Source organism: Massilia pseudoviolaceinigra, assembly GCF_030846505.1.
Lineage (GTDB): Bacteria > Pseudomonadota > Gammaproteobacteria > Burkholderiales > Burkholderiaceae_D > Telluria_A > Telluria_A violaceinigra.
The window spans coordinates 21,249-42,727 of sequence record NZ_JAVCWL010000001.1; the positions used below are offsets into that span (position 1 = coordinate 21,249).

Sequence of the window (21,479 nt, forward strand, 5' to 3'; positions counted from 1 at the left end):
GGTATGTTCGCTCAGTGAACATTCAGTATACTCAATTGCGTGGCAATGCACCAGATGGTCGCCGTTATATATGAAAAGTGACGGCAATTATCAGGTTGACAATGTTCAATGAATTCTCCATGATCCACGAGATCCAGCCAGAGCCAAACTTCATCAGCAACTCCTTGGGCTGCCATCTGTTCGAATTGTGGATGAATATTTTTCATTTCTCACACCATTGAGTAGCGCGGATAAACAAAAATAACGCCGCGTTTTTAGCCTGCGGATGGTCGGCTAATAGACTAGCATCGTCCCATGGTCCTTGGCCAACGCAGCTGCATGATCGTTAAAATGTGAATCGTCATTGGAAAGTTTACTTGGGAAGATGTATTAATACGGCCCAACCAAATTTCGCCACGTCTCCCCATCAAAGCTCATGGCGTAATCGGGACTTGCCACGACCAGCAATCCGTCATAGGCATCCATATGGCCGTAAATGGGGACTGACTTACCATCATGCACAACTGACTCAAGTTCCTTTCCGTTCCAACAGCGTAACTGATAATCCGATGCGAGCCACAATTTGTCTCGAAACCATAGCGCATCATTCCAAAGAATACTTGACCCGCCCAGATAAATCGACTTCCAGGTTGATTTCTGACTGACCCAGAGGCTGCCGCCCTCGCCTGAGATATAAATATTGCCGTCACCGGCACAGGTCACTGTTCCTAGCTGAACGTTGCTGGGGAAATCCAGCTGACTCCACTTTAATCCGTCGAAATGCCATACATCGCCGTGGCCCCCAACAGCATACATGTCAGTATCGGAAAATGCATCTATGTCGATAAAGCCGTGTTTTGTCGTTCCCTCTACATTCGGGAATCCCTCTTGAATCTTAATCCACTTGCTGACTTCTATGCGTTTGTATACTGAGCGTGCGACTCCTACCGAGTAGGTAAAACCGTTCAAACATTTCAAGCGCCTCGGTGACGGATAACTTCCCGGTTTGATGAACTCCAATGGCCCGCTGATCCCGCGTCCGTGCGGCCATATATCTCCATCCGCGTTCCGCGACGATACCATCCCGGACGGCTGCGGGAAAGGAACTCTGGACACCCCGACTACTGGCAAGGTCATTCCGTGCAACTCTTCATAACCGCAGTTGCTGCCAGGAGGATTTTTGGTGAGTAGTGTAATTACGCGGGTGGGGATTTGACTATCAAATAACAATGACGCTTCGTTGGGAGGGATTTTCTGTCGCGCGCAAAAATGGACAGTGGTACTATCCTGTACAGCGACAGCGACGATTTGATAGCCCGAAAATATCTCTAGCCAATCTTCTTTATCTACAAAAGTTTTCATTTTCTGCGCCACTTCTTTATAAACTATTTCCCTTGCTCTTTGAATATCCGCACCACGTCCAGCTTCAGCCTAGGATCAAATTTCTTCTCTTTTCTCGTTGCCATGTTTTACCCCTTTCATTAATGCAGGCATTCCAAGAAATCGAGTATTCTAGGAAATTATTGTAATTCATCGTTTGCAGTTAATTTTTCATAACTTGGCGACGGCCAGATTTTATTTAGAATTGGGGTAAGTGGCTCCATGTATCCAGTGTTTAAAACAATGTGATTTCGTCATATACCCCTCTCGCTCCTCATCTTCGACCTGCTCATCCGTGTACCAGCTGTCTACAAGAAATCCAAGACAATTACGGTCTCGGACTGCATAACCCACGATGTAAAAATTGTGAAGTGTGCCTCTATATTCTTTAAGTGTGATCTGCATAATTGATTCTGTATCGGTTATTCGTTGCCGATGCCCGTGTTGGGCGGGCAGGCTACTGATTCCGAGGCGGCCCACTCCGACCAATGTAGCCAGTTCAGTAGATATGGCTGGCCCGACGTCCTTGACACATCCATACGATCTACAGCAGAGCATGTAAATATGAATAAGGGCGTATTTCTAGTTTTTAGACGCTCGGCCACGGCGGCTAATTGGACGTTGCTAGTAAAACCCATCTGGAGCCAGAATTACATCGAGGTAGGAAGCAATGACGTCCATTTGGAGCCGTCATATACAGTGGCGCCGTACATTCCAGCTAGTAACATAACTCCGTCACCCACAGAGAGGTTGCCGGAGCATGAACGAACCTCCGCAGGTAAATCCGGATTGATAAATTTCCCGTTTTCAATCGTCCAGACCCCGTAGTCGGAAGTGCAATATACTTTTCCATCAAACCATGCCATATCTTTAAATGGAAGCGAGAAGGTTCCATTATGAATCATTTTCCACTTATTTTCGCGGCCACGCATGATTGATCCACTCTGCAGGCCAACATATACATGACCGTCACCGGCACAGCAAATATTCTCGATTTTCATATTGGTTGGAACCGGGCATTGATCCCAGCGCTTTCCGTCAAAATGCCACAGATCACCTTCGCCGCCACCAGCGTAAATATCCGTCGCATTGTATCCTGCGATACAGTCGAAACCGTCATCAGTCGAACCGAATTTATCGGGCTCTGGGCGCGGAAGTGATGTGCGGTGCGCAAGGTTTTCCCATACGTCCGGAGCAGTGCGGCGGCATATAGTCCGCCAAGGACCCACAACATATGCATACCCATCGATGTTGGCGATAGCATGCGCCGAAGAAAACAAAGGGGTGTCAGCTTTCCCCATAGGAATACTGTCCTCAGCATCGTTAACTCCGCTGCCTAAGGCCGCAACGTCTCCGTCCAAGCCTACCATAATCGCCTGTTCGATAGGACGTTGCACAACCGTGAGTCGTGCGAGGCCAAAGTATTCGCTGTCGTATTCTCCGCACGACATATCCAATTCACCATCGGTAAAGATGCTGACTAGTCTTTTTGTGGGCATACGGTCATCGTCGTGTAAAATTTCAAGTAAGACGAAATAAAAATGATTTCGATTACGTACCGCACATTTGTAGATATGATATCCCGCAAATGCTTCTTCCCATATTTCATTGGTTAGCACGATATTTCCCTTATCTCATTTTTGTAGAGCCGCGTGGCTTAGCTTTGGCTTTTGGTTTTGCAGTGTTTTCCTTGGGCTTTGCTCCCGCGTTCTTCTTTCTGCCGGTGCCAGCCGCTCCGGATTCGTTCTTAGGCGGGCAATCCTTATACTTCGCATAGTTGGATTATTCGCCGCCACTCGCTGCCGGCAGCGTTAGCCCGTGATCCACATCCGTGCGCGCGCCGCCGGTGGTGTCGATAGGTGTTTGCTCTGGTTCAGCCATGGTGAGCCCGGCGCTCGCCAAGTCCACGCCGGTGATGGTTTGCCACACCCAGCCGGCATAACGCGCCGTGTCGTGATCGCTTAGCCTTGCTTGCACGTACGGTAAGTGTGCCGGATCGCCGTGGTAGGCGATAAATCGCAGTGCCAGTCGTGGCGGCATGAACTGCAAGAGCGCATCCAATTTCGGATGCCCGATTGGCACCATTCCTGCCAGGTGCTGTACCCATCGGTTAAGCCGGCGCAACGCCTGTTTGCGATACCACCCCGTGGTGTCGGTCAGTATATTCACTTGGCTAATGACACATTGCCAGAGGGTTTCCGCCGCCAGGAGCGAATTTTGGCTTCTGTCGTTCGGCACCGGCATGGCTCTATGGCGTCGTGCCACGGAAATCGCTGCCTGTGCCCGTACGGGCATGTCGGGGTCTGCCAGGCACTTGTGCAGCGTCACCTCAATGTCGCCCTCGCCTCGGCCCAACGCAGCCACCCTGCACGCGGCCGCACGAACATGCGCATCCTCACTGCTAAGGAAATTGGTCAAGGGTTGCGACATGGGCTCTTGCGCTTCATCGCCACAGAGCGCAGCGGCGCGCAGTGCCGCGACGTGGACGAGGGGAGCATTGTTTTCCTGAGTCCATTGCGCGATCCAGGCAAGCGTGGAGGTCGTTGGAAGCCATGCGATCGCACTGATCACGCCACACAGTTCTCAGGCTGCGCGCGGACGTGCAACAGGAGTTGCACGAGCTCAGACGGATCATTCCGACCCAAGGCGGAATAGGCGGCAACAAAGGCTTCACCAGGCTGCTTCCAACGTTCCAAGGCGCTCAAAGCAGGCTGCCACCCGGGGGAGCCTGCAACGCTGATTCCTTCCAGATGCGCGTCCAGCAAATCGCTAAATCGCGCCAGTTCGTTCAAGCTGAGGCGTGGCGAATCGATGCTCGCCTCATGTTGCGCCCAATAGAAAGCAGCGTCCTCGGTATGTCTCTTGACCAATGCAACAATGACCTTGTGATTGTTTCCTATTTGCATATACGTCGTCGTAGGTTCACATGAAGTCAAAAGCGTTGAATAGCCGTTTCCAGCCGGTGCCATCGTTGAGGCAGGCTCCGTGCGGACCGGCGGTAAGCAAGTATTTACCGTCCGGGCTCAGATCGAGCCGCCCACCATTCGTCGCGTTTGGAGCGTCACGTTCGACTTCGCTCAGGGGCACCAGGCGTTTCCTGTTCCGGTCGACTGTCCATAATCCTTCCTGAGCACCCAAATAAAGGCGCTGATTGAACCAGACCGAGTCAACCGGTTGATGTCCCCATGCGATGTCGGCTTCGGCGATGCGTTTCCATTGATCGGCGCGGCCTGCCCACACACTGCCATTCAATTCCGAGATGTACACCAAGCCGTCGCCGGCACAGCATACGGTCGACAAAGTCGCATTGGTCGGAAGTGAACAGTCGTGCCAGCGGGTGCCATCAAAGCGCCATACATCCCCTTTGCCCCCGACCGCATACATGTCGTTGGCGGAAAACGCACTCATGTCCACGAAACCCAGGTTGGTAGCATAGCCTTTTCCAGCCTCGACGTCCCTCGGTACGGGCACCCCTTTACCTTTCTTGCCCAGTTCTACCCATTGTTCGACGCCGATACGCCGGTAGATTTTTCGATAGTTGCCCAATGCGTAGATCTGGCCGGCCGCACGGACAAGTTTATTGATGATACCTACCTCGCCGCGGTAGGTTTTCATGTCGATGACCTGATCGATCTTCTTCTCGTCGCCCATGCGCAGAGGGCTTGCGGAAAATACCTGGCTGCCAATATCTACAGCCACATATTCGGGCGGATTGACGCTGCAGGCTATTGTGCAAAAATCATAGTGAGGACCTTCCACCACAGGCGCCGCGAAATGAATGATGCTGGTGATTTTTTCTGTTTATATTCTATTCTTTTTATGTTAATAAATAATATGTCGGCCCAAAGCTCTGCGATAAAACATTTACTCACAGCACTAGTCAATCGCCCAGTCTTGCGTTAGCAGCCGTGTTCGAATGCCTGGATCTGATACCCGAAGAGATAATCCCTCTGGTGTGTTCAGCATGCGCTGAATTTCATCGATATGTTCGCTTAATGAACATTCAGTATGCTCAATTGCCTGGCAATATACCAAATGCTCGTCTTTGTATACGAGAAGTGTGGGTAGATTATCAGGTTGATAATTCCCGATAAATTCTTCGTGATCCACAAGATCCAGCCAAAGCCAGACTTCATCAGCGTCTCCTTCGGCTGCCATCCGGTCGAATTGTGGGCGAAGGTTTTTACATTTCTCGCACCATTGAGTAGCGCCGATAAATAAAAACAACACCACATTTTTACCCAGTAGGCGGCCGGCTAATAGGCTGGCATCATCCCACGGATCTAATTGGGTTTTCAATTTGACTCCTCTACAGTAAGTTGGTGTCTTGCTCGGTACAAGCTATCGAATTGCTTCGCAACTGGAGCGCGTGTAGAGAACTTAATGTCTGTAAATCGCCGTTGCAAATAACGAGCGGCAATCCCGCGTTGCAATTGCATTGATGTTTCAAACACGTTTAATGCCTGAAGAGGTGTTAGTGGCTGCCCTAACAAGTATCGCTTACCATCTCGCAGATTGAGTGACGGGTAGCGTCGAATCGCATCGACATCCGGTTGAGGAAGGCCGACGTCAGTCTCTCCGCCTGCGTTTGGATGGGTTATCCCCGTGCTCATGAGCTCAGGTTCGCTCAATGATAGTCCAGCCGCTATTAAGTCTACCCCTGTCATCGTCTGCCAGGTCCAACCCGCTAGGCGCGCTGTTTCTGGAGAAGCCATCTGGTCCACCACAAAAGGGAGATATTTTGGATCGCCATGACATGCGCAGAAAATCAAACTCATGCGGGGTGGCATCTTGATTAGCAGCGTAGGAATTTCCTTGTTGCCAACTACAACGACTTCCGCCAAGTGACGCACCCATCGATCCAGTCGGCGCAGGGCTTGTTGACGGTACCAGCCTGTTGCTTTACTAAGAATTATTAACTGATCATTAATACATGCTAATAAGGTATCCGGTCCCTCATTGTAAGTTTCACTATATAACTCATCAGACGGCCAGTGGTAAGAGCAAAAGGCGATGGCGGCTTCTGCACGCACTGTTATAGACGGGTCCTTTAGCAAAGCCGACATTTCAGTTTTCATGAGATCCGTTCCTCTCATCGCTGCCGCAACGCGACAAGCAGCGCTACGTACGTGTTCGTCCGAACTCTCCAAAAAGTTGGAGATTCGTTCGTCGAAGCACTCTAACGCGGCGATATCCGACATGGCGATGGCCCGCAGTGCTGCGACCCGCCTGATCGCATCGCTCCCGGTCTGGGTCCAGCGCCGCAGTAATGTCGACGAGTGGCGTGGATCAAGCCAAGCAATGGCACTGATTACGCCTCGTAAAAGGTCATGCGGGCGAGCGCGTAGCTCCGCAATAAGCGCGATTAAGTGACTATCGTCATTTGCGGTCAGTGCCGTATAGGCGACAACGAATGCTTCGGACGGCTTCTTCCAGCGTTGTAGCGCCGCTAACGATGGCGAGAATCCGTGAGGCCCGGCAATCTCGAGTCCCTCGAGATGAGCATCAAGCAGACTGTCGAAGCGCGCCAATCCGGCCAACGTCATGAATGGCGAGGCCGCTGAAGCATCATGTTGTGCCCAATAAAAAGCGGCGTCCTCAGCATGACGGCGCACGAGCGGATGTATAGTTTTCGGAATGTGATTCGTCATCGGCAAATATATTGGAATTCCATACTAATACGGCGAGACTAAATCTCGCCACGTATTACCATCAAAGCTCATGACGTAATCAGGGCTCGCCACTACAAGTAATTGGTCATAAGAATCCATATGCCCGTAAATAGGGACGGTCTTGCCATTATACATAACAGGCTCAAGTTCATTCCCATTCCAACGACGCAACTGATAATCTGATGCCAACCACAATTTGCCTTGGAACCACAGCGCATCGTTCCAAAGAATACTTGCCCCGCCTTTATAAATTGCCTTCCATGTCGATTTCTGTCCGACCCAGAGGCTACCGCCCTCGCCCGATATATAGACGTTGCCGTCACCGGCGCATGTCACTGTGCCTAACTGGACGTTGCTGGGAAAACCCATCTGGCGCCACTGTGTTCCGTTGAAATGCCACACATCGCCATGCCCCCCAACTGCATACATATCAGTTTCGGAAAACGCATCTATGTCCGCAAAGCCGTGTTTTGCCGTTCCTTCTATATTCGGAAATCCATCACGAAGCGCAATCCATTTGCCGACTTCAATACGCTTGTATATGGATCGTCCGACTCCTACAGAGTAGGTAAATCCGTTTAAGCACTTCAAGCGCTGTGGGGCTGGATAATTTCCAGGGTTGATAAACTCCAATGGCCCACTAATTCCGCGTCCATATGGCCATATATCTCCATCAGCGTTGCGCGAAGATACCATACCCGACGGCTGCGAAAACGGAAATCTTGACACTCCGACTACTGGAAGAGTCATCCCATGCAACGTTTGGCAGCCACAGTTTTTTCCAAGCGGCCCGTTAGGGTGCAATGTAATTATTCGCGTCGCAATTTCACCATCAAGTAACAATGAGGCTTCCCTTTGAGGTACCCGCTTTCTGGCGCAAAAATGGATAATTTCATTATCTTGAATGGCTACGTCAACTAACTGATACCCATCAAAAATCTGTAACCATTTGTTTTTTTCTACACATGTAGGCATACTATCGTCCTTGTTAAAACTATTAATCAAATCCGACTTCTTCTGCAGGTACCGTCGTTCTTGAATTGGCGTTCACCATCGTCGGGCGACCATTTTTACACAGTTTATAGTAAGACTCCAATTGGGCTCGTATGCACTTTGGTGAGCATCCTGAAAGTGGAAAGGCTTCTTGATGAGATCGCGTAGCTGAATCCAACGCATCGTCCATGCTCATTGTGCCGTCGTCTGCGATTTTTTTAGGTCGCTTGTCACCATTTCCTCTACCGATTTGTGCGAGCAGGTTATGTTGGTTAGCAAGTGCTCCATGTGCACGTTGATGGCTACCAAAATACTGGCTGGTACCTTCGACGCATACTGTTGGGGCTGCATCGTGGTCATACGCCCCCTTACATGCTTCTTTAAGAGAACCACCAGGAACAAGATGGTGCCCCGTTTGTCCAGGGCAGCAACCGCCCGCATTGGCAGGCTCAACATTCGACGGTTTACTGGTGTCTCGTCTGAAGCTTGGCTTAGTGCCGGCCGGGGCCGTTTCCTTTGGCGGTAATTTGAAGGTGTTTCCCATCGCGCCTGTTCCATATGGGACCAAGTTACATTTTCGCGCCATGGTGCAATCATTCAAAGACGCAATGATGTCCTGCCCATCACTCCCCAGTGCTTGGGCTTTCTTTATTTTCTCTTCCGTAGTGCCGAGGTTTTCTAAATCTTTAAGATCTACCTGCATCTGCTTGATCTTGTCGATCTTCGATTCGAGTATGTTCAATTTTGAAAGTGCTTCTTTCGCTACGGTTCTCATTTCATTTACTTGATAGGCTGTATAGCCGGCATCAATTAGCGATATGCCACCCATGACGATATTTCCGGCAACTGGTACTGCACTGCCCCCGACTTGTTTAACTCCGGCCCGTGCAAGCCATTTCATGCCTGCTTTACCTGCGGCGTTGACTGCCATTTCCTGAAGTTCACTTTTTAGCGCGCGCAGAATGTCAAGTTCACCGGGGAGCTTCTTGAACGCTTCCGAGAGTTCTTCAACATATTCTTTTCCTTTTGTCCCATCCGGTAGCGCCATCTCCAATCCGTCGCAGTGGTCATCGGTCCAGTGCCATGGTTTTTTTGAGTCCTTGGCCTTATTTTTGCGCTTAAATTGTAGAAGTTCAAGAAATTTACTTTTCTTCTTGATATCTTTCTTTGCCTTTGAGTCTTTCTTCTCTGGCTTGCAGGCCCGTTTTATTCTTTTTTCCTCATCACTGCATTCATGGCTAAACCACCCACGCGAAATGTAAGGGAAAAGGGCGGTATTGCTGGGCATTGAGCCGTGGTTGTGGCTTACCATATCTGTATGGCGTGGCACACCAAAGCCTTCAAAAAGTACGTCAAATGACCATTGAGTAAAGTATGCCCTACCAGTAATCACGGCGGTTTTAAACCCTTTCCCAAATGCTTGGGTGGCTTGCTCATTTCCTGTACTGGTCGCAAAGTAGGACTCATCCTCAATGGCACTCTCTTTTCCGCAAATAAAGATCGTGCTTGTTCCATTGGTGATACTGCTCGCGAAACATGTGTTTGGATATGGGATCAGTAGTGGTCCACCCGGCGGACCCGGTGGGCTCCAGCACGGGTCTGGAAAGGCTTGCGGTGAAATGCCGTCGTCGCCAGCTGCTTTACATGCGATTTCCTGGTCGTTTGCATATACGTGTGTTTGCATGTTTTTCCCTTTTATCCCGCACTGCCCAATGAGGGGCGGAAGCGTACTACAAGGGCTGAGCGCTGCCCGTCGTCGCCAGCAAAATGTAGTAAACCAGTTTTACCTGGGCTTCTATAAGCGTGCCCCATTATTCCGGCCAGCCAGGCAAGTGTCAGCAGTGGCGCAGCACTTCCAGTTTCGCCCGTACTACGCGTAACAATCAGATGCGGAAATGCCGGTTTCTTCCGCTCCATGCAGCGAGATAGCGCCAGATTGACTTCCTTCGCATACCAGCCCTCACCAGTCATGCCACTGGCGTGAAAGTCCATTGCGGCGATGTCGCTACCGGAGGCACTGGCGGCACTACGCATGGCCTCGGTCAACCCCTTGGCGCGCAGTGGCAAGTCTGAGTCGATACACCACTCTTCTTGCGCAGCCGCTGCAGCCTCTATCCACATTGCAGAGCTCGTGGCTCCCTTGCGGCTCAGCAACAGAGCAGCGGCACCCTCTGCTGGAATGAAGCCATCCGTGTTGTCGCCGCTAGCCACTCGCTCTTTTGACAAAAAGTGTTCGATTGCGCCCGCATCGAGCAAGCAGTCCGCTGAAGCCAGCAGCACATATTCCGCACCATTTTTTCCGCAGAGTATCGTAGCTGCTGCTGTAATCGCCTGTGCAACACCGCCTTTTCCGTAAGAGCAAAATCGCGACGCCGCGTGGAAGGGCTTGCCCAAGGCATGTTGAGCTTCTAGCAGCTCCGTCAGTGCATCAGCCAGACAGTGGCTGGGGCAACCGGGACGACTTGTTTCTGCTCCAATCACTACAATTGCAATTTGGTTTGTATCAAGGTCAAGCCCCGCCAATGCCTCGTCGATGACGGAATAGAGCATGTACTTGAGTCGCTCCGCACCCCACACAGCAACGTCGAACAAAGCGCCTCCAACGATCGGGGCGGCGCCTTGGGAAACAAACTCTGTTTCTCTAAAGTGGTTCAGGCGCGCATTGATAGCGGCCGTCGCAGCCGGTGCTGTATGCCCTACGGCACAACACATGCCGCGTGAAACGATACGTAGCGGTGTCCATTTTTCCGATGTATCATCTTTTTTTGCCGGAAATGGTGGCAGCCAGCGTTTCATGTCGTCTCCTGCTCGGAGTCAGTACCATTCCCACATCCTCTACATCCGGCGCCATCGCGCCCGAGAACTTTACTTTCCCACCAGGAGGCGCTAACCGGCCCAATTGCCAACGTGCTGAACTCTTGAATTCGGCGGCGAATTGGCGTACTAACTCGCCATACGACTGAGAAACGGTTCTCGTCCGGCTCGAAGTATAAGGTGTCCACGATTGCCGTCAGCGTCTCGTTACTGAAGTCCGTCCTGAGAATTTTCACCGTTTGCTGATTCAACGGTGGAAGCAGAAAACGCACGTCTGAACGGCCTTTCATCATGTTACGCAAGACGACTTGTTCCCCTCCTCGCGGGTAGTCCATTTGTTGGCTTTCAGGCGCGCACTGGTTGTAGCGTTCATCATAATCTTCCGGAAGCAATGGAAAAATATCTCTCTGCCAAGCATCGTCGTAAGTGCCAGCGTAGTTTTTTCTGGGCGGCCAATTACGAGCGATAGCTGAAAAGGCAACCGGAGTATGGCTCCGTCGGGGGCCTCGTATTGGATCATCCATTGCCTCCAGACCAGGTGCGCTTCGGTTGTGTATTTTTGAAATAGTGTGCGGACCCGCCCACCCCGTTCCGGCGGGATTTTCCAAAAATGTCTCAGTCATCACTTCGCCGCTCCCCTTTGTATATTCCGGCGCCCCACCAAACGCCATTCCGTAATGCAGAGGATGCGAAACGAATAGCTCAGGCTTGCTCAACGAGACAACTCCTAATCTGCTGCGCCATGTTCGTGGGCCGATAACGCGAAGTCCTTTTCGTAGAGAGCCTACTTGCCAAGCGACTAGCAATTCGGTTACAGGCTGCTCGGCAGGGGCATGCGCGTTTGCATTAAACAAGACGTCACAGCGCGGCTTGAAACGGGCGAAATCGGCCCCGTACAACATGGCGCTCTCTCCGGGTTTGCCAGCGTATATATCGGATTGAGCTAGGCTCTGCGGTGGCAGCGGACGCGGACGTTGTCCAGGTTGCGGTATTGACCAGGTACTCTTGGCGGCAACCACAAGATGTTCGCGGCCTGCGACGTCAAGCGCTATGGCAATGTCGGCTGAAACGTGTTTAGAGCCGATGACGATGTTCATAGAAGATGCATCCTTGAAGTATTAAGTGCAGCCCGGATCGCATGGCTGCTGTGCTCTATGCTCGCGCGCGAGTACCGGTGCCCGAGCGGTACAATTTATTGCTCGGCAACTGAATGCAGCAATTTTGCGACGCAGGCAATCCTCTCAATTGATATTGACCGATCCACCCAAGATCCGCTGCGTAGCGCTGGCATGGCTTGTGATGTAGGTGCCTCGTAGCTGAATGCGACCATCTGCGCTAAGGATGAGTGCCGCGTCGCCGCAGCGAAGCTCTATTTCATGTTCGGCTGTGAGTACTAGTTTCTTGCCGTCAAGTAAGACGTCTGCTGGAGCCAGCGTTGGAATTGCCGGCGTTGTCAGCATCACGCCCAGAATGATAGGCCTCGTGGGTTCGCCCGCCTCGAAGCCCAAAGCCAAAGACTGTCCGATCTGATTAAGATCCAGAGGGCTGATGCTGCGTGCGCGGATGCGGCTCAGTCCAAACGTGGGTATGCTTACCAGCGCGCCACCGTCCTCGTCAACGCCATCGAATATGCCGACAGCGATGCCATTTGCACGCGCTGCTGGTTGCGGCGTCTGGACTATCACGTCATGCAATAGCTGGTCTGGCGATACTGCGTCGCAGGTAATCATGGTTTCCGCGGTGTGGGGGAACTGTTTCATGAATTTTGCAGAATTTTCTTGCCTTTTTGCTTGATGTCTCCACCAGCGTCGAAGCATTGCTCATCGGTCGTGCCTACGCTAAACGTATGCCCGTTAAAAATGATGGTGCCGTCGGCTTTCATGACAAGGCTGGCTTTGCCCACGGTGATCGTGATTTCCTCGCCTGCAGTAATTGAAATGGATTTGCCTACATTGGTGGTCTGGTCTTTTCCGACCACGGTAGACATCATCATGCCGACGTTCAGGCTGTAACCGAGCCCCACGTTCTCCATGCGCCCCAGTCCGACGTTCTGCATGTACGCCATGCCGATCGTCTCGGTCTTCATCTTGGCCACATTGATCGACCAGTTCTTGCCAATCGTATCCTTCTCGTGCTTGGCCACGTTCTTGGTACGATTCCCGCCAATATCGATGGTCTCGTTCTTCCCCACATCCTCGGTGCGATTATCCCCAATGCTGATCTTCTCATCGTGATCCACCCGCTCGGTGCGGTTGTTGTGAATCGTGATCGTCTCGTTGTTGTCAACCGTCTCGGTACGGTCGTGATGCACCGTAATCGTTTCGTCGCGGTCAACTGTTTCGGTGCGGTCGCGCTTGATGTGATTGGTCTCGTCGCGGTCGATCGTCTTGCGACGGTCATTGCCGACCCATTTATCCTCATCGTGCTCGACTTCGGTCAGCTGGTCCTTCTCCGCATGCAGCCAGAGCTGTTCCTTGCCTTTCTTATCCTCGAAGCGGATCGCATTCGCATTGTCATAACTGCCGCCCGGCGTCGAGCGCGACAAAATGCCGCTTTGCGTCTTGTTCTCCGGCAGCGTCCACGGCGGCATGGTGTCGGTATTGGGCACCATCCCGGTGATGATCGGCCGGTCCGGATTGCCGTCCAGGAATTGAACAATCACTTCGGTCCCGATGCGCGGAATCGACGTCATCCCGAAATTTGCGCCCGCCCATGGCGTCGCCACGCGAATCCAGGCCGAACTCTTTTCGTCGCTGGCGCCGACCCGGTCCCAGTGGAACTGCACGCGCACCCGGCCGTATTGATCGGTATGAATTTCCTCGCCCGCCGGCCCGACCACGGTCGCGGTCTGGATGCCGTGAATCTTCGTCTCGACGCTGTTCAATGCACGCGGCGCGCGCCACGGAATGATCCTGCGGATCGCCGTCAGCGTGTTTTCGTAGCGCGACGGTTCGGTCACCTTCACGTGATAGTTATTGGTGGCGTGGTGCCTGACTTCGAGAATGAGAAATTCGCGCGCCTGCGCATCATCGCCGCGCGGATCGGCGTCGAAGTGTCCGCTCAGGCGGAACCAGCGCCCCGGCATCACATAGCGGTTGTTTCCCGCGCCCTCGAAGCGCTTGCCTCCCGCCTCGACCGATTCCATCTGGCGCTGCGCAACGTCGCGAGCGTCGCCGCTATCCTTGAAGCCGAAGGCGCCCGAGTATTCGTACGATTCGATATTCGGCACGTCGCCTTGCTGCTGCACCGTCGGCAGCGAGGTCTGCGCCGGGCGGCCGGTCTTGAAGTCGTACGACGCCAGCGACACCGTGCCTTGCATGATCTGACGGCCCGGCGACCATTCGCCGATGCCATCCTCTTCATGCGCGCCGCCGTGACGCTGGAAGGGCATCTCCGGCCGGCCGTCAATCGGATCGGCGGCGGTGGAGTCGTCCGACAGCACCAGTTTGTGGCCCGCTTCGGTATGCTCGAACCAGTAGAAGATGCCAGCCCTGGCCCAGCGCCGCTCCAGATAATTGCTGTCGCTCTCGTCGAACTGGCAGGCGTCAGTCATCACGCCGCTGGCGCCCTGGACGCGCCAGTCCCACTCGGCCAGGCTGCCGTAGTCGCCGAAGATGCTCGACGTTTGCTGGTACAAGGTGGTGTTGTGGAACAGGTAGTTGTCCTTGCGCATGCTCAGGTACTTGGACCACTGACCCAGTTTCGCCTCGTAGTAAGACACGCCGCCGTCGACCGTTTTCAGGCCGAAGCTGAACACGCGTCCGGTGAAGTAGCGCATCGTGCCATCCCTGCGCACGAGCTGGACGCACATCATCTTGCCCTGCAAGTCCTTGAGCGCCACATTGGGGTCGTTGGACAGCAGTTCGACCGTGAATTCGAATGGTCGCGACAAGGCTTCAAACGCGTCCAGGCGGTTAACCAACAGTTGCGAGGCGGGGCCGTCGCTGTTCGGAAAGGACAATCGCAATAGACGATCATGCTGCCGATCGCTGATCAGGTCCTGAAGGCTAAAAGACGATTCGCTCATGCGATGTTCCTGTTCATTCAAAGTCAGTCAATTCGGGCGAATTGACGCGGCAGGCTCGGTAACCCGACTGCCTGAGCGAGGGGTAAAAAGGGTGACAACCGGGGTGGTACGAGCGCAGGAAGGATGGCCTCGCGTTATCGTTTGCACTCGTTCTTGCTGTATTTATTAATAATATTTTATCATCATTTTACATGCAAAAGTGCAATTTTTGTTACTGTGGGTAGTGCGGAAACAACACGCGCTCGGGCCTGCGGCGGGCGGCTGGCAGCACTTGCGTATTCGGCCAGGAGGGGCGAAAGCAGGGGATATGAGCGCGCAAAGGCCGCGCCGGGAAGTGCGCAAAGAACGATCGATGCGATCTGCCTGCGGGATTGGTGGACCAGGCGGGAGAGGCGGCGTGGGCAGGGCGCCCACGCGCTGCGGGATTAAGCTGACTGCTTGCCTACCACTTGAACACCTTGGCAATTGCCAGGTACCAGGTGATGAGCGTATCGATAAATCCGGTCATCACCGGCACCACCTGCATCATCAAATCATCCATGCTTGTTCTCCACAGTGCGTTGACGCGGCCCGGGCGGGCCACCCAGCGAGTGTAGGGGTGTTGGTATTTCGTTATCTTGTGCGCGCCCAACAAAGCAGGCGGCGTAAAAAAACCCGGGCGCACCCGGGCTCTTGTTGCGGCAACACTTGCTTAGTGAAAATGCTCCGTGCCCGCGGGCGCGTCTTCCGGCATTTCAGCGTGCACCAGTTCGCCAGTCGGATCGGCAAACAGGGGCGCGTCGCAGTCGTCGCAATACTCGGTCACGAAACGCTCGTTGTGGCGCTTGACGTGCGTAACGCCCGCTTCGTTCAGGTGCCCGATGATGTCGTCGAGCGGCGCCTTCGGCTCGCCCATGCCGCCCAGCGCGGCCGCCGACAAGCCTTCGACCGGCGTGCCGTCTTCGTCTTCCTGCCCGTACAGCGGCCACACGATGCCGTAGATCACATCGGCCGTCTGGCGCATGGTGAAGCCGACCCGGTATTCGTCGATCTGGCCTTCGGCCGATTCGTCGCCGAAGCCGGCAATGACGGCGCGCAGGTCGGACGCTTCCACGCCCAGGGTATTGGTCAGGTAATGCACGGCGGCACGCACCGATACCGGACGGATCAGCTTATCCGCTTCGCGGCAGGCCACGTAATACGCTTCCGGCAGCAGCAGTTCAACGCCGCAGCCCGGCAGCAGGCGCGTGATGGTCGGGCCGGCCTGCGCGCGCCACTGTTCGAGCGCATTGGCGCGTTCGACCATGAAGGTCGACTGGAACTGCGGCTCCTGCCAGCGGAACAGCGGCGCACCCAGCGGCGCCACGATGGCCACCATCAGGTAGCGTGTGTCGGCCAGGAAAGGCGCGGTCTCGGCCGGCTTGGCGATCGGCTTGACGGCCGTGCCCTTGTGCGCGGCCTGGGCCAGCTTGTGCGTGGTGGTGTAGGTTTCGGCGTGGGTGCGCGGCAACTGGTCGATCGAGAACAGGGTCGGCGCCATGGCCATCTGCACGCCATCGGCCAGCAGGTGCGCCGAAAAGTGGGCGGACAGGGTCTGCAGCAGCTCGGCCGGAATGGTGCCGGACGCGATCGAAAAACGCGTCCACGCCAGGATCGGCGCCGCCACCAGCAGTGCCTGGAAGGTCTTTTCCGCGCCGTCGTGCTGCTCGACCATGGTCGACGATTCGCTGACCGCTTCGACCCCCTCCATCAGGGTGTCGTAGGCATTCAGGTCTTCCTTGAACAGCACGTTGAGGGTGGTGTCGACGGTATCCTGGTGGCCGGTCTTGAGCAGGCGCTGGAGGTGGGTGTCGAGCTGGCGCTCCCAAGCCCGTTCTTCAATGCGGCTGGACGCCTGTACGATAGCCTGGCTGATACTGACCAGGCGTTGGCTCTCGGCCGACAACTTATGGGATGAATCTTTGGTTGGACGACGCATGGCGTATAAGAGTCTTTGTAAGTGAATGAACGGATCAATAATGTCGGAACAATGATAAACCCTTATCAGCCGTATTGTAGTTCATTCGTCCGCCCACCATGAAGACGGCGCAAGAAGTGTGAAAAAAAGTTGAGCGGGAGGGTGGGTAGTGGGCACTCACTTGGCCTTGTGGCAACGTCGCGGGACGAAAAAAAACGCCGGACGAATCCGGCGTTTTTTGCTCCAGCCCCGCGCTGGCGCGGGGCGTCGGATATTAAGCGGCCAGCAGCTGGCGCAGCACGAACGGCAGGATCCCGCCATGCTTGTAGTAGTCGACTTCGATCGGGGTGTCGATACGCAACAGGACTTTGACTTCCTGCACGTCGCCATTGGCGCGCGTGATGACCAGGGTAGCCAGTTGCTGCGGCTTGATCTCGCCTTCCAGGCCCTTCAGGTCGAACACTTCGTTACCCGTGATGTTCAGGGTCTGGACGCTGTCGTCGCCGATGAATTGCAGCGGCAGCACGCCCATGCCCACCAGGTTCGAGCGGTGAATACGCTCGAACGAACGGGTGATGACCGCTTTCACGCCCAGCAGCTGGGTGCCCTTGGCCGCCCAGTCGCGCGAGGAACCGGTGCCGTACTCTTCGCCGCCGAACACCATCGTCGGCACGCCGTCGGCCACATACTTCATGGCTGCGTCGTAGATCGACATCTGTTGACCGCTCGGCTGGTGAATCGTGATGCCGCCTTCAACCGCGGAACCGTCGGCCTTGGCGGGAATCATGCGGTTCTTGATACGCACGTTGGCAAAGGTGCCGCGCATCATGATCTCGTGATTGCCGCGGCGCGAGCCGTAGGAGTTGAAGTCGGCCTTCATGACGCCATTGGCCAGCAGCCATTTGCCCGCCGGGCCGCTTTCCTGGATCGAACCGGCCGGCGAGATGTGGTCGGTGGTGATCGAGTCGCCGAACACGCCCAGTGCGCGCGCGCCGGAAATGCCGGTCGCTGCCGCTTTCGGGATCATCTCGAAGCCGTCGAAGAACGGCGGCTCGGCGATGTAGGTCGACTTCGGCCAGTCGTAGACCTGGCCGGTGGTGGTGGTCACGTCTTCCCACAGCTTGCCCGGTGCGCCCTTGACGTCGGCGTAGTTGGCCTTGAAGACCTTGGAATTCATCGCGAACTTCATCAGCTTGCCGATTTCCTTCGAGGTCGGCCAGATGTCGCCCAGGTAGACGTCCTTGCCGTTGGTGCCCTTGCCAACTGGCTCGGTCATCAGGTCGCGCGTCATGTTGCCGGCGATGGCGTAGGCCACCACCAGCGGCGGCGAGGCCAGGAAGTTGGAACGGATGTTCGGGTGGATCCGCGCTTCGAAGTTACGGTTGCCCGACAACACGGCCGAAGCGACGATGTCGTTTTCGGCGATGGCCGCGTTCAGTTCAGGAGTCAGGTCGCCGGCATTACCGATGCAGGTGGTGCAACCGTAGGCGGTCACGCCGAAGCCCAGTTGCTCCAGGTACGGCAGCAGGCCGGCGGCGGTCAGGTACTCGGTGACCACGCGCGAGCCAGGGGCCAGCGAGGTCTTGATGTGCGGAGCGACCGTCAGGCCGGCTTCAACCGCCTTCTTGGCCAGCAGGCCCGCGGCCAGCAGCACGCTCGGGTTCGAGGTGTTGGTGCACGAGGTGATCGCCGCGATCAGCACGTCGCCGTTCTTGACGTGCACGCCGTTGGTGGTTTCGTAGTGGTTGGTCAGGTCGGCCGGGTTCTTGTTAAAACCGTTTTCGGTGGTCGGCTTGGAGAACAGTTCGATGAAGTTGTTCTTGACGTTGCCGATTTCGATACGGTCCTGCGGACGCTTCGGGCCCGCCAGCGACGGGGTCACCGTGGCCAGGTCGAGCGAGACCACGCGGGTGTAGTCGATGTCACCTTCTTGCGGCACGCCGTACAGGTTCTGCGCCTTGAAGTAGTTCTTGAACGCGGTGATTTCCTCGGTGGTGCGGCCGGTGCCTTCGAAGTATTCGATGGTGGCATCGTCAACCGGGAAGAAGCCCATCGTGGCGCCGTATTCCGGTGCCATGTTGGCGATCGTCGCGCGGTCGGTCAGCGACAAGGTTTCGGTGCCGGCGCCGAAGAATTCGACGAATTTGCCGACGACTTTTTCTTTACGCAGCATTTCGGTGATGGTCAGCACCAGATCGGTGGCGGTGCAGCCTTCGCGCAGCGCGCCGGTCAGGTTCACGCCGATCACGTCAGGGGTCAGGAAGTAGACCGGCTGGCCCAGCATGCCCGCTTCGGCTTCGATGCCGCCCACGCCCCAGCCGACCACGCCGATGCCGTTGATCATGGTGGTGTGCGAGTCGGTGCCGACCAGGGTGTCAGGGTAGTAGGTGTTGCCCGCCTTGTGTACGCCGCGCGCCAGGTACTCCAGGTTGACCTGGTGCACGATGCCGAAGCCGGGAGGAACCACGCCGAAGGTGTCGAAGGCTTGCATGCCCCACTTCATGAACTGGTAGCGCTCGTTGTTGCGCGAGAATTCCAGCTTCATGTTCAGGTCGAGCGCGCCCTTTTCGCGGTAGTGGTCGATGGTGACCGAGTGATCGACCACGAGGTCGACCGGTACCAGCGGCTCGATGTTTTTCGGGTTCATGCCCATCTTGTTGGCGACGTTGCGCATGGCGGCCAGATCGGCCAGCAATGGCACGCCGGTGAAGTCTTGCAGCACGACGCGGGCCACGACGAAAGGAATCTCGTCGGTGCGTTCGCCGTTTGGCGCCCAGTTCGCCAATTGCTTCACGTGTTCTTCCGTGACCTTCTTGCCGTCGCAGTTACGCAGCACGGATTCGAGGACCAGGCGGATCGACACCGGCAGGCGCGAGACGTTCACCCCAAGGCTTTTCTCGAGCGCCGGCAGCGAGTAGAACTTGCCTTTCTGGCCGGCCGACAGTTTGAAATCCTTGAGCGTGTTCAGAGTGTTGCGGGACATGACCTCTCCTTCAGTGGGGTATTTGTTATTTCAGTTATTTTGCTGCAGGGGCGTCAAGCGCCGCCGGTGCCGCCACGGGCGGCACCGCTGGTACTGCAAGTTCGCCCGGTGCCGGGCTTGCCGCCGGCATTGGCGCCGGGGCCGCAGGGGCGACGGGCGCCACCGGCGTTTCTACAACCGGCTTCATCTGCTCGGCGTTCTTGCATTCGTTGGCCAACTGGCGGTTCAGGCGCGAATCGAGCAGCATGCCCTTGGCCGGAATGCCGATCCAGACCAGGCCGAAGGTCGGGTTCTCGAAGCGCTTGGCGCCCGTGGTGGTGCCCACGCGGGTGAGGCGGTGCAGGCGTTTTTTCCAGCGCAGCGCGATGTGGCCGTCGTCGCTGTCGTTATGGTAGGTCGTGACCTTGTTGCCCAGTTCGCAGTCGAAGTCGGTGGTGGTGGTGTCGCTGATGTCCGGTTCCGGCTCGGCCGGGACGACGTCGACCGCCTTCGGGTGCGCGCGCGCCTTCGATTTGGCTGCCGGCTTGGCCTTCGGTGCCGCCTTGGCTCCCGGTGTCGGTTGGGCCGCGTTGGCCGACGAGGCCGCGCACAGGCTGGCCGCTGCCATCGCCAGCGAGCAGGCGAGCAGGGTGTTCTTGATCAGGGTTGGCATCGGGACTTCCGTTCAGGTGGCTGGTTGTGGGTCGTTGACGAGCGCGGCGGCGGCGTCGGGCAGGGCCAGGCCCGCCAGTTTCGCGCGCTGCAGCACCGTCCAATAATAGCGATAGCTGGCGCGGTCGTGCAAGCGCCCGTTCTGCGCGATCGGGCCCCAGTTGGCGTTCTTGCCTTCGGTGAGGATGTTGGTCGCTTCGTTCACTTCCGACAGGCGCGGCGTGAATGCCTTGAGGATCGGCTTGATCTGGTCGGGGTGGATGCTCCACATGCGCGTAAAGCCGAATTCGGCGGCGGCGCGCTGGGCATCGTTGGCCACCACGGCGCTGTCCTTGATGTCGGTCGTTACGTTATGCGAGGGCACCTTGCCGTGCGCGTGGCAGGCAGCCGCCATCTCGAGCTTGGCGCGCACCACCAGCGGGTGCGTGAACTGGCCCGGGGTGCGCATGGCCGCGCCCGGAATGGCGCCGTAGTGGCTCGACACAAAATCCATGATGCCGAACGACAGGCACTCGACCTGGGGCAGGGCGGCGATCGCATCGGCTTCGCGCAGGCCGCCATGGGTTTCGATCAGCACGTGCACCGGCAGCGGCGCGGCGCGGCCGGCCTTGGCGGCATGCTGGTTGATCGACTTGATCGCGCGCGCCACTTCCGCCGCGCTGTGAACCTTGGGCAGCACGATGTAGGCCAGGCGCTGGGCGGCGCCGCCGACGATCACGGCCAGGTCGGCCTCGAAAAACGGGCTGGCCACGTCGTGCACGCGCACGCCGATGCGGTTGTGGCGGTTGCCCTCGTCGTTGAGCAGGCGCACGATCATTTGGGCGTGTTCGGGCTCGGCACCGGCGGTGGCGCCGTCTTCGCAATCGAACGTGATGTCGAACAGGGGGCCAAGCTCTTGTTGCAGGGCCATCGACTTGAGCATCAGCTTTTCGGAGCCTGCATAGTGGTCGCAGGCGGGGAGCAGCAAAGGCTGGCGTTTGCCCTGGAATAAAACCTCGGAGGGATGCATGTTCATTTTCTCAGGTACAGCAGCGCTCGTGCCGC

General features: G+C 55.9%; 18 protein-coding genes. All 18 read right to left on the reverse strand.

Annotated features, from left to right (window positions below; translation table 11 throughout):
- Positions 1 to 11: 11 nt before the first annotated feature.
- Positions 12 to 206, reverse strand: a complete 195-nt coding sequence (locus RBA40_RS00145; RefSeq protein WP_306644989.1) for a hypothetical protein — start codon at positions 204 to 206, stop codon at positions 12 to 14.
- 163 nt (positions 207 to 369) lie between these two features.
- Positions 370 to 1,341, reverse strand: a complete 972-nt coding sequence (locus RBA40_RS00150; protein WP_306644991.1) for a beta propeller repeat protein — start codon at positions 1,339 to 1,341, stop codon at positions 370 to 372.
- A gap of 668 nt (positions 1,342 to 2,009) precedes the next feature.
- A complete protein-coding gene (locus RBA40_RS00155; RefSeq protein ID WP_306644993.1) occupies positions 2,010 to 2,978 on the reverse strand; it encodes a beta propeller repeat protein in 969 nt (322 codons plus the stop codon).
- 163 nt (positions 2,979 to 3,141) lie between these two features.
- On the reverse strand, positions 3,142 to 3,930 hold the full coding sequence (locus RBA40_RS00160) for a hypothetical protein (RefSeq protein ID WP_306644995.1): 789 nt from the start codon (positions 3,928 to 3,930) through the stop codon (positions 3,142 to 3,144).
- Positions 3,927 to 4,265 (reverse strand): hypothetical protein, encoded by a 339-nt coding sequence (locus tag RBA40_RS00165; RefSeq protein ID WP_306644997.1) that lies wholly within the window; start codon positions 4,263 to 4,265, stop codon positions 3,927 to 3,929. Before RBA40_RS00165 ends, RBA40_RS00160 begins: the two co-directional genes overlap by 4 nt.
- Before the next feature lie 16 nt (positions 4,266 to 4,281).
- Positions 4,282 to 5,118 carry a hypothetical protein gene (locus tag RBA40_RS00170; RefSeq protein ID WP_306644999.1) on the reverse strand — a complete coding sequence of 279 codons (837 nt, stop codon included), beginning with the start codon at positions 5,116 to 5,118 and terminating at the stop codon, positions 4,282 to 4,284.
- A gap of 117 nt (positions 5,119 to 5,235) precedes the next feature.
- Complete coding sequence (locus RBA40_RS00175) at positions 5,236 to 5,658, reverse strand: thioredoxin family protein (RefSeq protein WP_306645001.1); 423 nt, start codon at positions 5,656 to 5,658, stop codon at positions 5,236 to 5,238.
- A complete protein-coding gene (locus tag RBA40_RS00180; RefSeq protein ID WP_306645002.1) occupies positions 5,655 to 7,010 on the reverse strand; it encodes a hypothetical protein in 1,356 nt (451 codons plus the stop codon). Before RBA40_RS00180 ends, RBA40_RS00175 begins: the two co-directional genes overlap by 4 nt.
- A gap of 24 nt (positions 7,011 to 7,034) precedes the next feature.
- On the reverse strand, positions 7,035 to 8,036 hold the full coding sequence (locus RBA40_RS00185; protein WP_306645004.1) for a hypothetical protein: 1,002 nt from the start codon (positions 8,034 to 8,036) through the stop codon (positions 7,035 to 7,037).
- On the reverse strand, positions 8,029 to 9,708 hold the full coding sequence (locus tag RBA40_RS00190) for a PAAR-like domain-containing protein (protein ID WP_306645005.1): 1,680 nt from the start codon (positions 9,706 to 9,708) through the stop codon (positions 8,029 to 8,031). The genes RBA40_RS00185 and RBA40_RS00190 overlap by 8 nt, the downstream gene beginning before the upstream one ends.
- An 11-nt stretch (positions 9,709 to 9,719) precedes the next feature.
- Positions 9,720 to 10,820 carry a hypothetical protein gene (locus tag RBA40_RS00195; RefSeq protein WP_306645007.1) on the reverse strand — a complete coding sequence of 367 codons (1,101 nt, stop codon included), beginning with the start codon at positions 10,818 to 10,820 and terminating at the stop codon, positions 9,720 to 9,722.
- Positions 10,817 to 11,935, reverse strand: a complete 1,119-nt coding sequence (locus tag RBA40_RS00200; protein ID WP_306645008.1) for a DUF2169 family type VI secretion system accessory protein — start codon at positions 11,933 to 11,935, stop codon at positions 10,817 to 10,819. Before RBA40_RS00200 ends, RBA40_RS00195 begins: the two co-directional genes overlap by 4 nt.
- 144 nt (positions 11,936 to 12,079) lie before the next feature.
- Positions 12,080 to 12,598: a DUF6484 domain-containing protein gene (locus RBA40_RS00205; RefSeq protein WP_306645011.1), complete on the reverse strand. Its 519-nt coding sequence runs from the start codon at positions 12,596 to 12,598 to the stop codon at positions 12,080 to 12,082.
- Positions 12,595 to 14,865 (reverse strand): type VI secretion system Vgr family protein, encoded by a 2,271-nt coding sequence (locus RBA40_RS00210; RefSeq protein WP_306645012.1) that lies wholly within the window; start codon positions 14,863 to 14,865, stop codon positions 12,595 to 12,597. Before RBA40_RS00210 ends, RBA40_RS00205 begins: the two co-directional genes overlap by 4 nt.
- Positions 14,866 to 15,556: 691 nt before the next feature.
- Positions 15,557 to 16,822: a DUF2863 family protein gene (locus RBA40_RS00215; protein ID WP_306645014.1), complete on the reverse strand. Its 1,266-nt coding sequence runs from the start codon at positions 16,820 to 16,822 to the stop codon at positions 15,557 to 15,559.
- A gap of 253 nt (positions 16,823 to 17,075) precedes the next feature.
- Positions 17,076 to 19,784, reverse strand: coding sequence for an aconitate hydratase AcnA (gene acnA, locus RBA40_RS00220; RefSeq protein ID WP_099876291.1), 2,709 nt, complete (start codon positions 19,782 to 19,784; stop codon positions 17,076 to 17,078).
- Positions 19,785 to 19,818: 34 nt separating this feature from the next.
- Positions 19,819 to 20,436: a hypothetical protein gene (locus RBA40_RS00225; RefSeq protein WP_306645016.1), complete on the reverse strand. Its 618-nt coding sequence runs from the start codon at positions 20,434 to 20,436 to the stop codon at positions 19,819 to 19,821.
- A 12-nt stretch (positions 20,437 to 20,448) separates the two neighbouring features.
- A complete protein-coding gene (locus RBA40_RS00230; protein WP_306645017.1) occupies positions 20,449 to 21,444 on the reverse strand; it encodes an HpcH/HpaI aldolase/citrate lyase family protein in 996 nt (331 codons plus the stop codon).
- Positions 21,445 to 21,479: the final 35 nt, after the last annotated feature.

Excerpts from the sequence above, each read along its gene's own strand:
- acnA (WP_099876291.1), bottom strand. The coding sequence starts at position 19,784 with ATGTCCCGCAACACTCTGAACACGCTCAAGGATTTCAAACTGTCGGCC.
- RBA40_RS00215 (WP_306645014.1), bottom strand. The coding sequence starts at position 16,822 with ATGCGTCGTCCAACCAAAGATTCATCCCATAAGTTGTCGGCCGAGAGC.
- RBA40_RS00145 (WP_306644989.1), bottom strand. The coding sequence starts at position 206 with ATGAAAAATATTCATCCACAATTCGAACAGATGGCAGCCCAAGGAGTT.
- RBA40_RS00225 (WP_306645016.1), bottom strand. The coding sequence starts at position 20,436 with ATGCCAACCCTGATCAAGAACACCCTGCTCGCCTGCTCGCTGGCGATG.
- RBA40_RS00230 (WP_306645017.1), bottom strand. The coding sequence starts at position 21,444 with ATGCATCCCTCCGAGGTTTTATTCCAGGGCAAACGCCAGCCTTTGCTG.
- RBA40_RS00190 (WP_306645005.1), bottom strand. The coding sequence starts at position 9,708 with ATGCAAACACACGTATATGCAAACGACCAGGAAATCGCATGTAAAGCA.
- RBA40_RS00165 (WP_306644997.1), bottom strand. The coding sequence starts at position 4,265 with ATGCAAATAGGAAACAATCACAAGGTCATTGTTGCATTGGTCAAGAGA.
- RBA40_RS00205 (WP_306645011.1), bottom strand. The coding sequence starts at position 12,598 with ATGAAACAGTTCCCCCACACCGCGGAAACCATGATTACCTGCGACGCA.
- RBA40_RS00200 (WP_306645008.1), bottom strand. The coding sequence starts at position 11,935 with ATGAACATCGTCATCGGCTCTAAACACGTTTCAGCCGACATTGCCATA.
- RBA40_RS00150 (WP_306644991.1), bottom strand. The coding sequence starts at position 1,341 with ATGAAAACTTTTGTAGATAAAGAAGATTGGCTAGAGATATTTTCGGGC.
- RBA40_RS00210 (WP_306645012.1), bottom strand. The coding sequence starts at position 14,865 with ATGAGCGAATCGTCTTTTAGCCTTCAGGACCTGATCAGCGATCGGCAG.
- RBA40_RS00195 (WP_306645007.1), bottom strand. The coding sequence starts at position 10,820 with ATGAAACGCTGGCTGCCACCATTTCCGGCAAAAAAAGATGATACATCG.
- RBA40_RS00180 (WP_306645002.1), bottom strand. The coding sequence starts at position 7,010 with ATGACGAATCACATTCCGAAAACTATACATCCGCTCGTGCGCCGTCAT.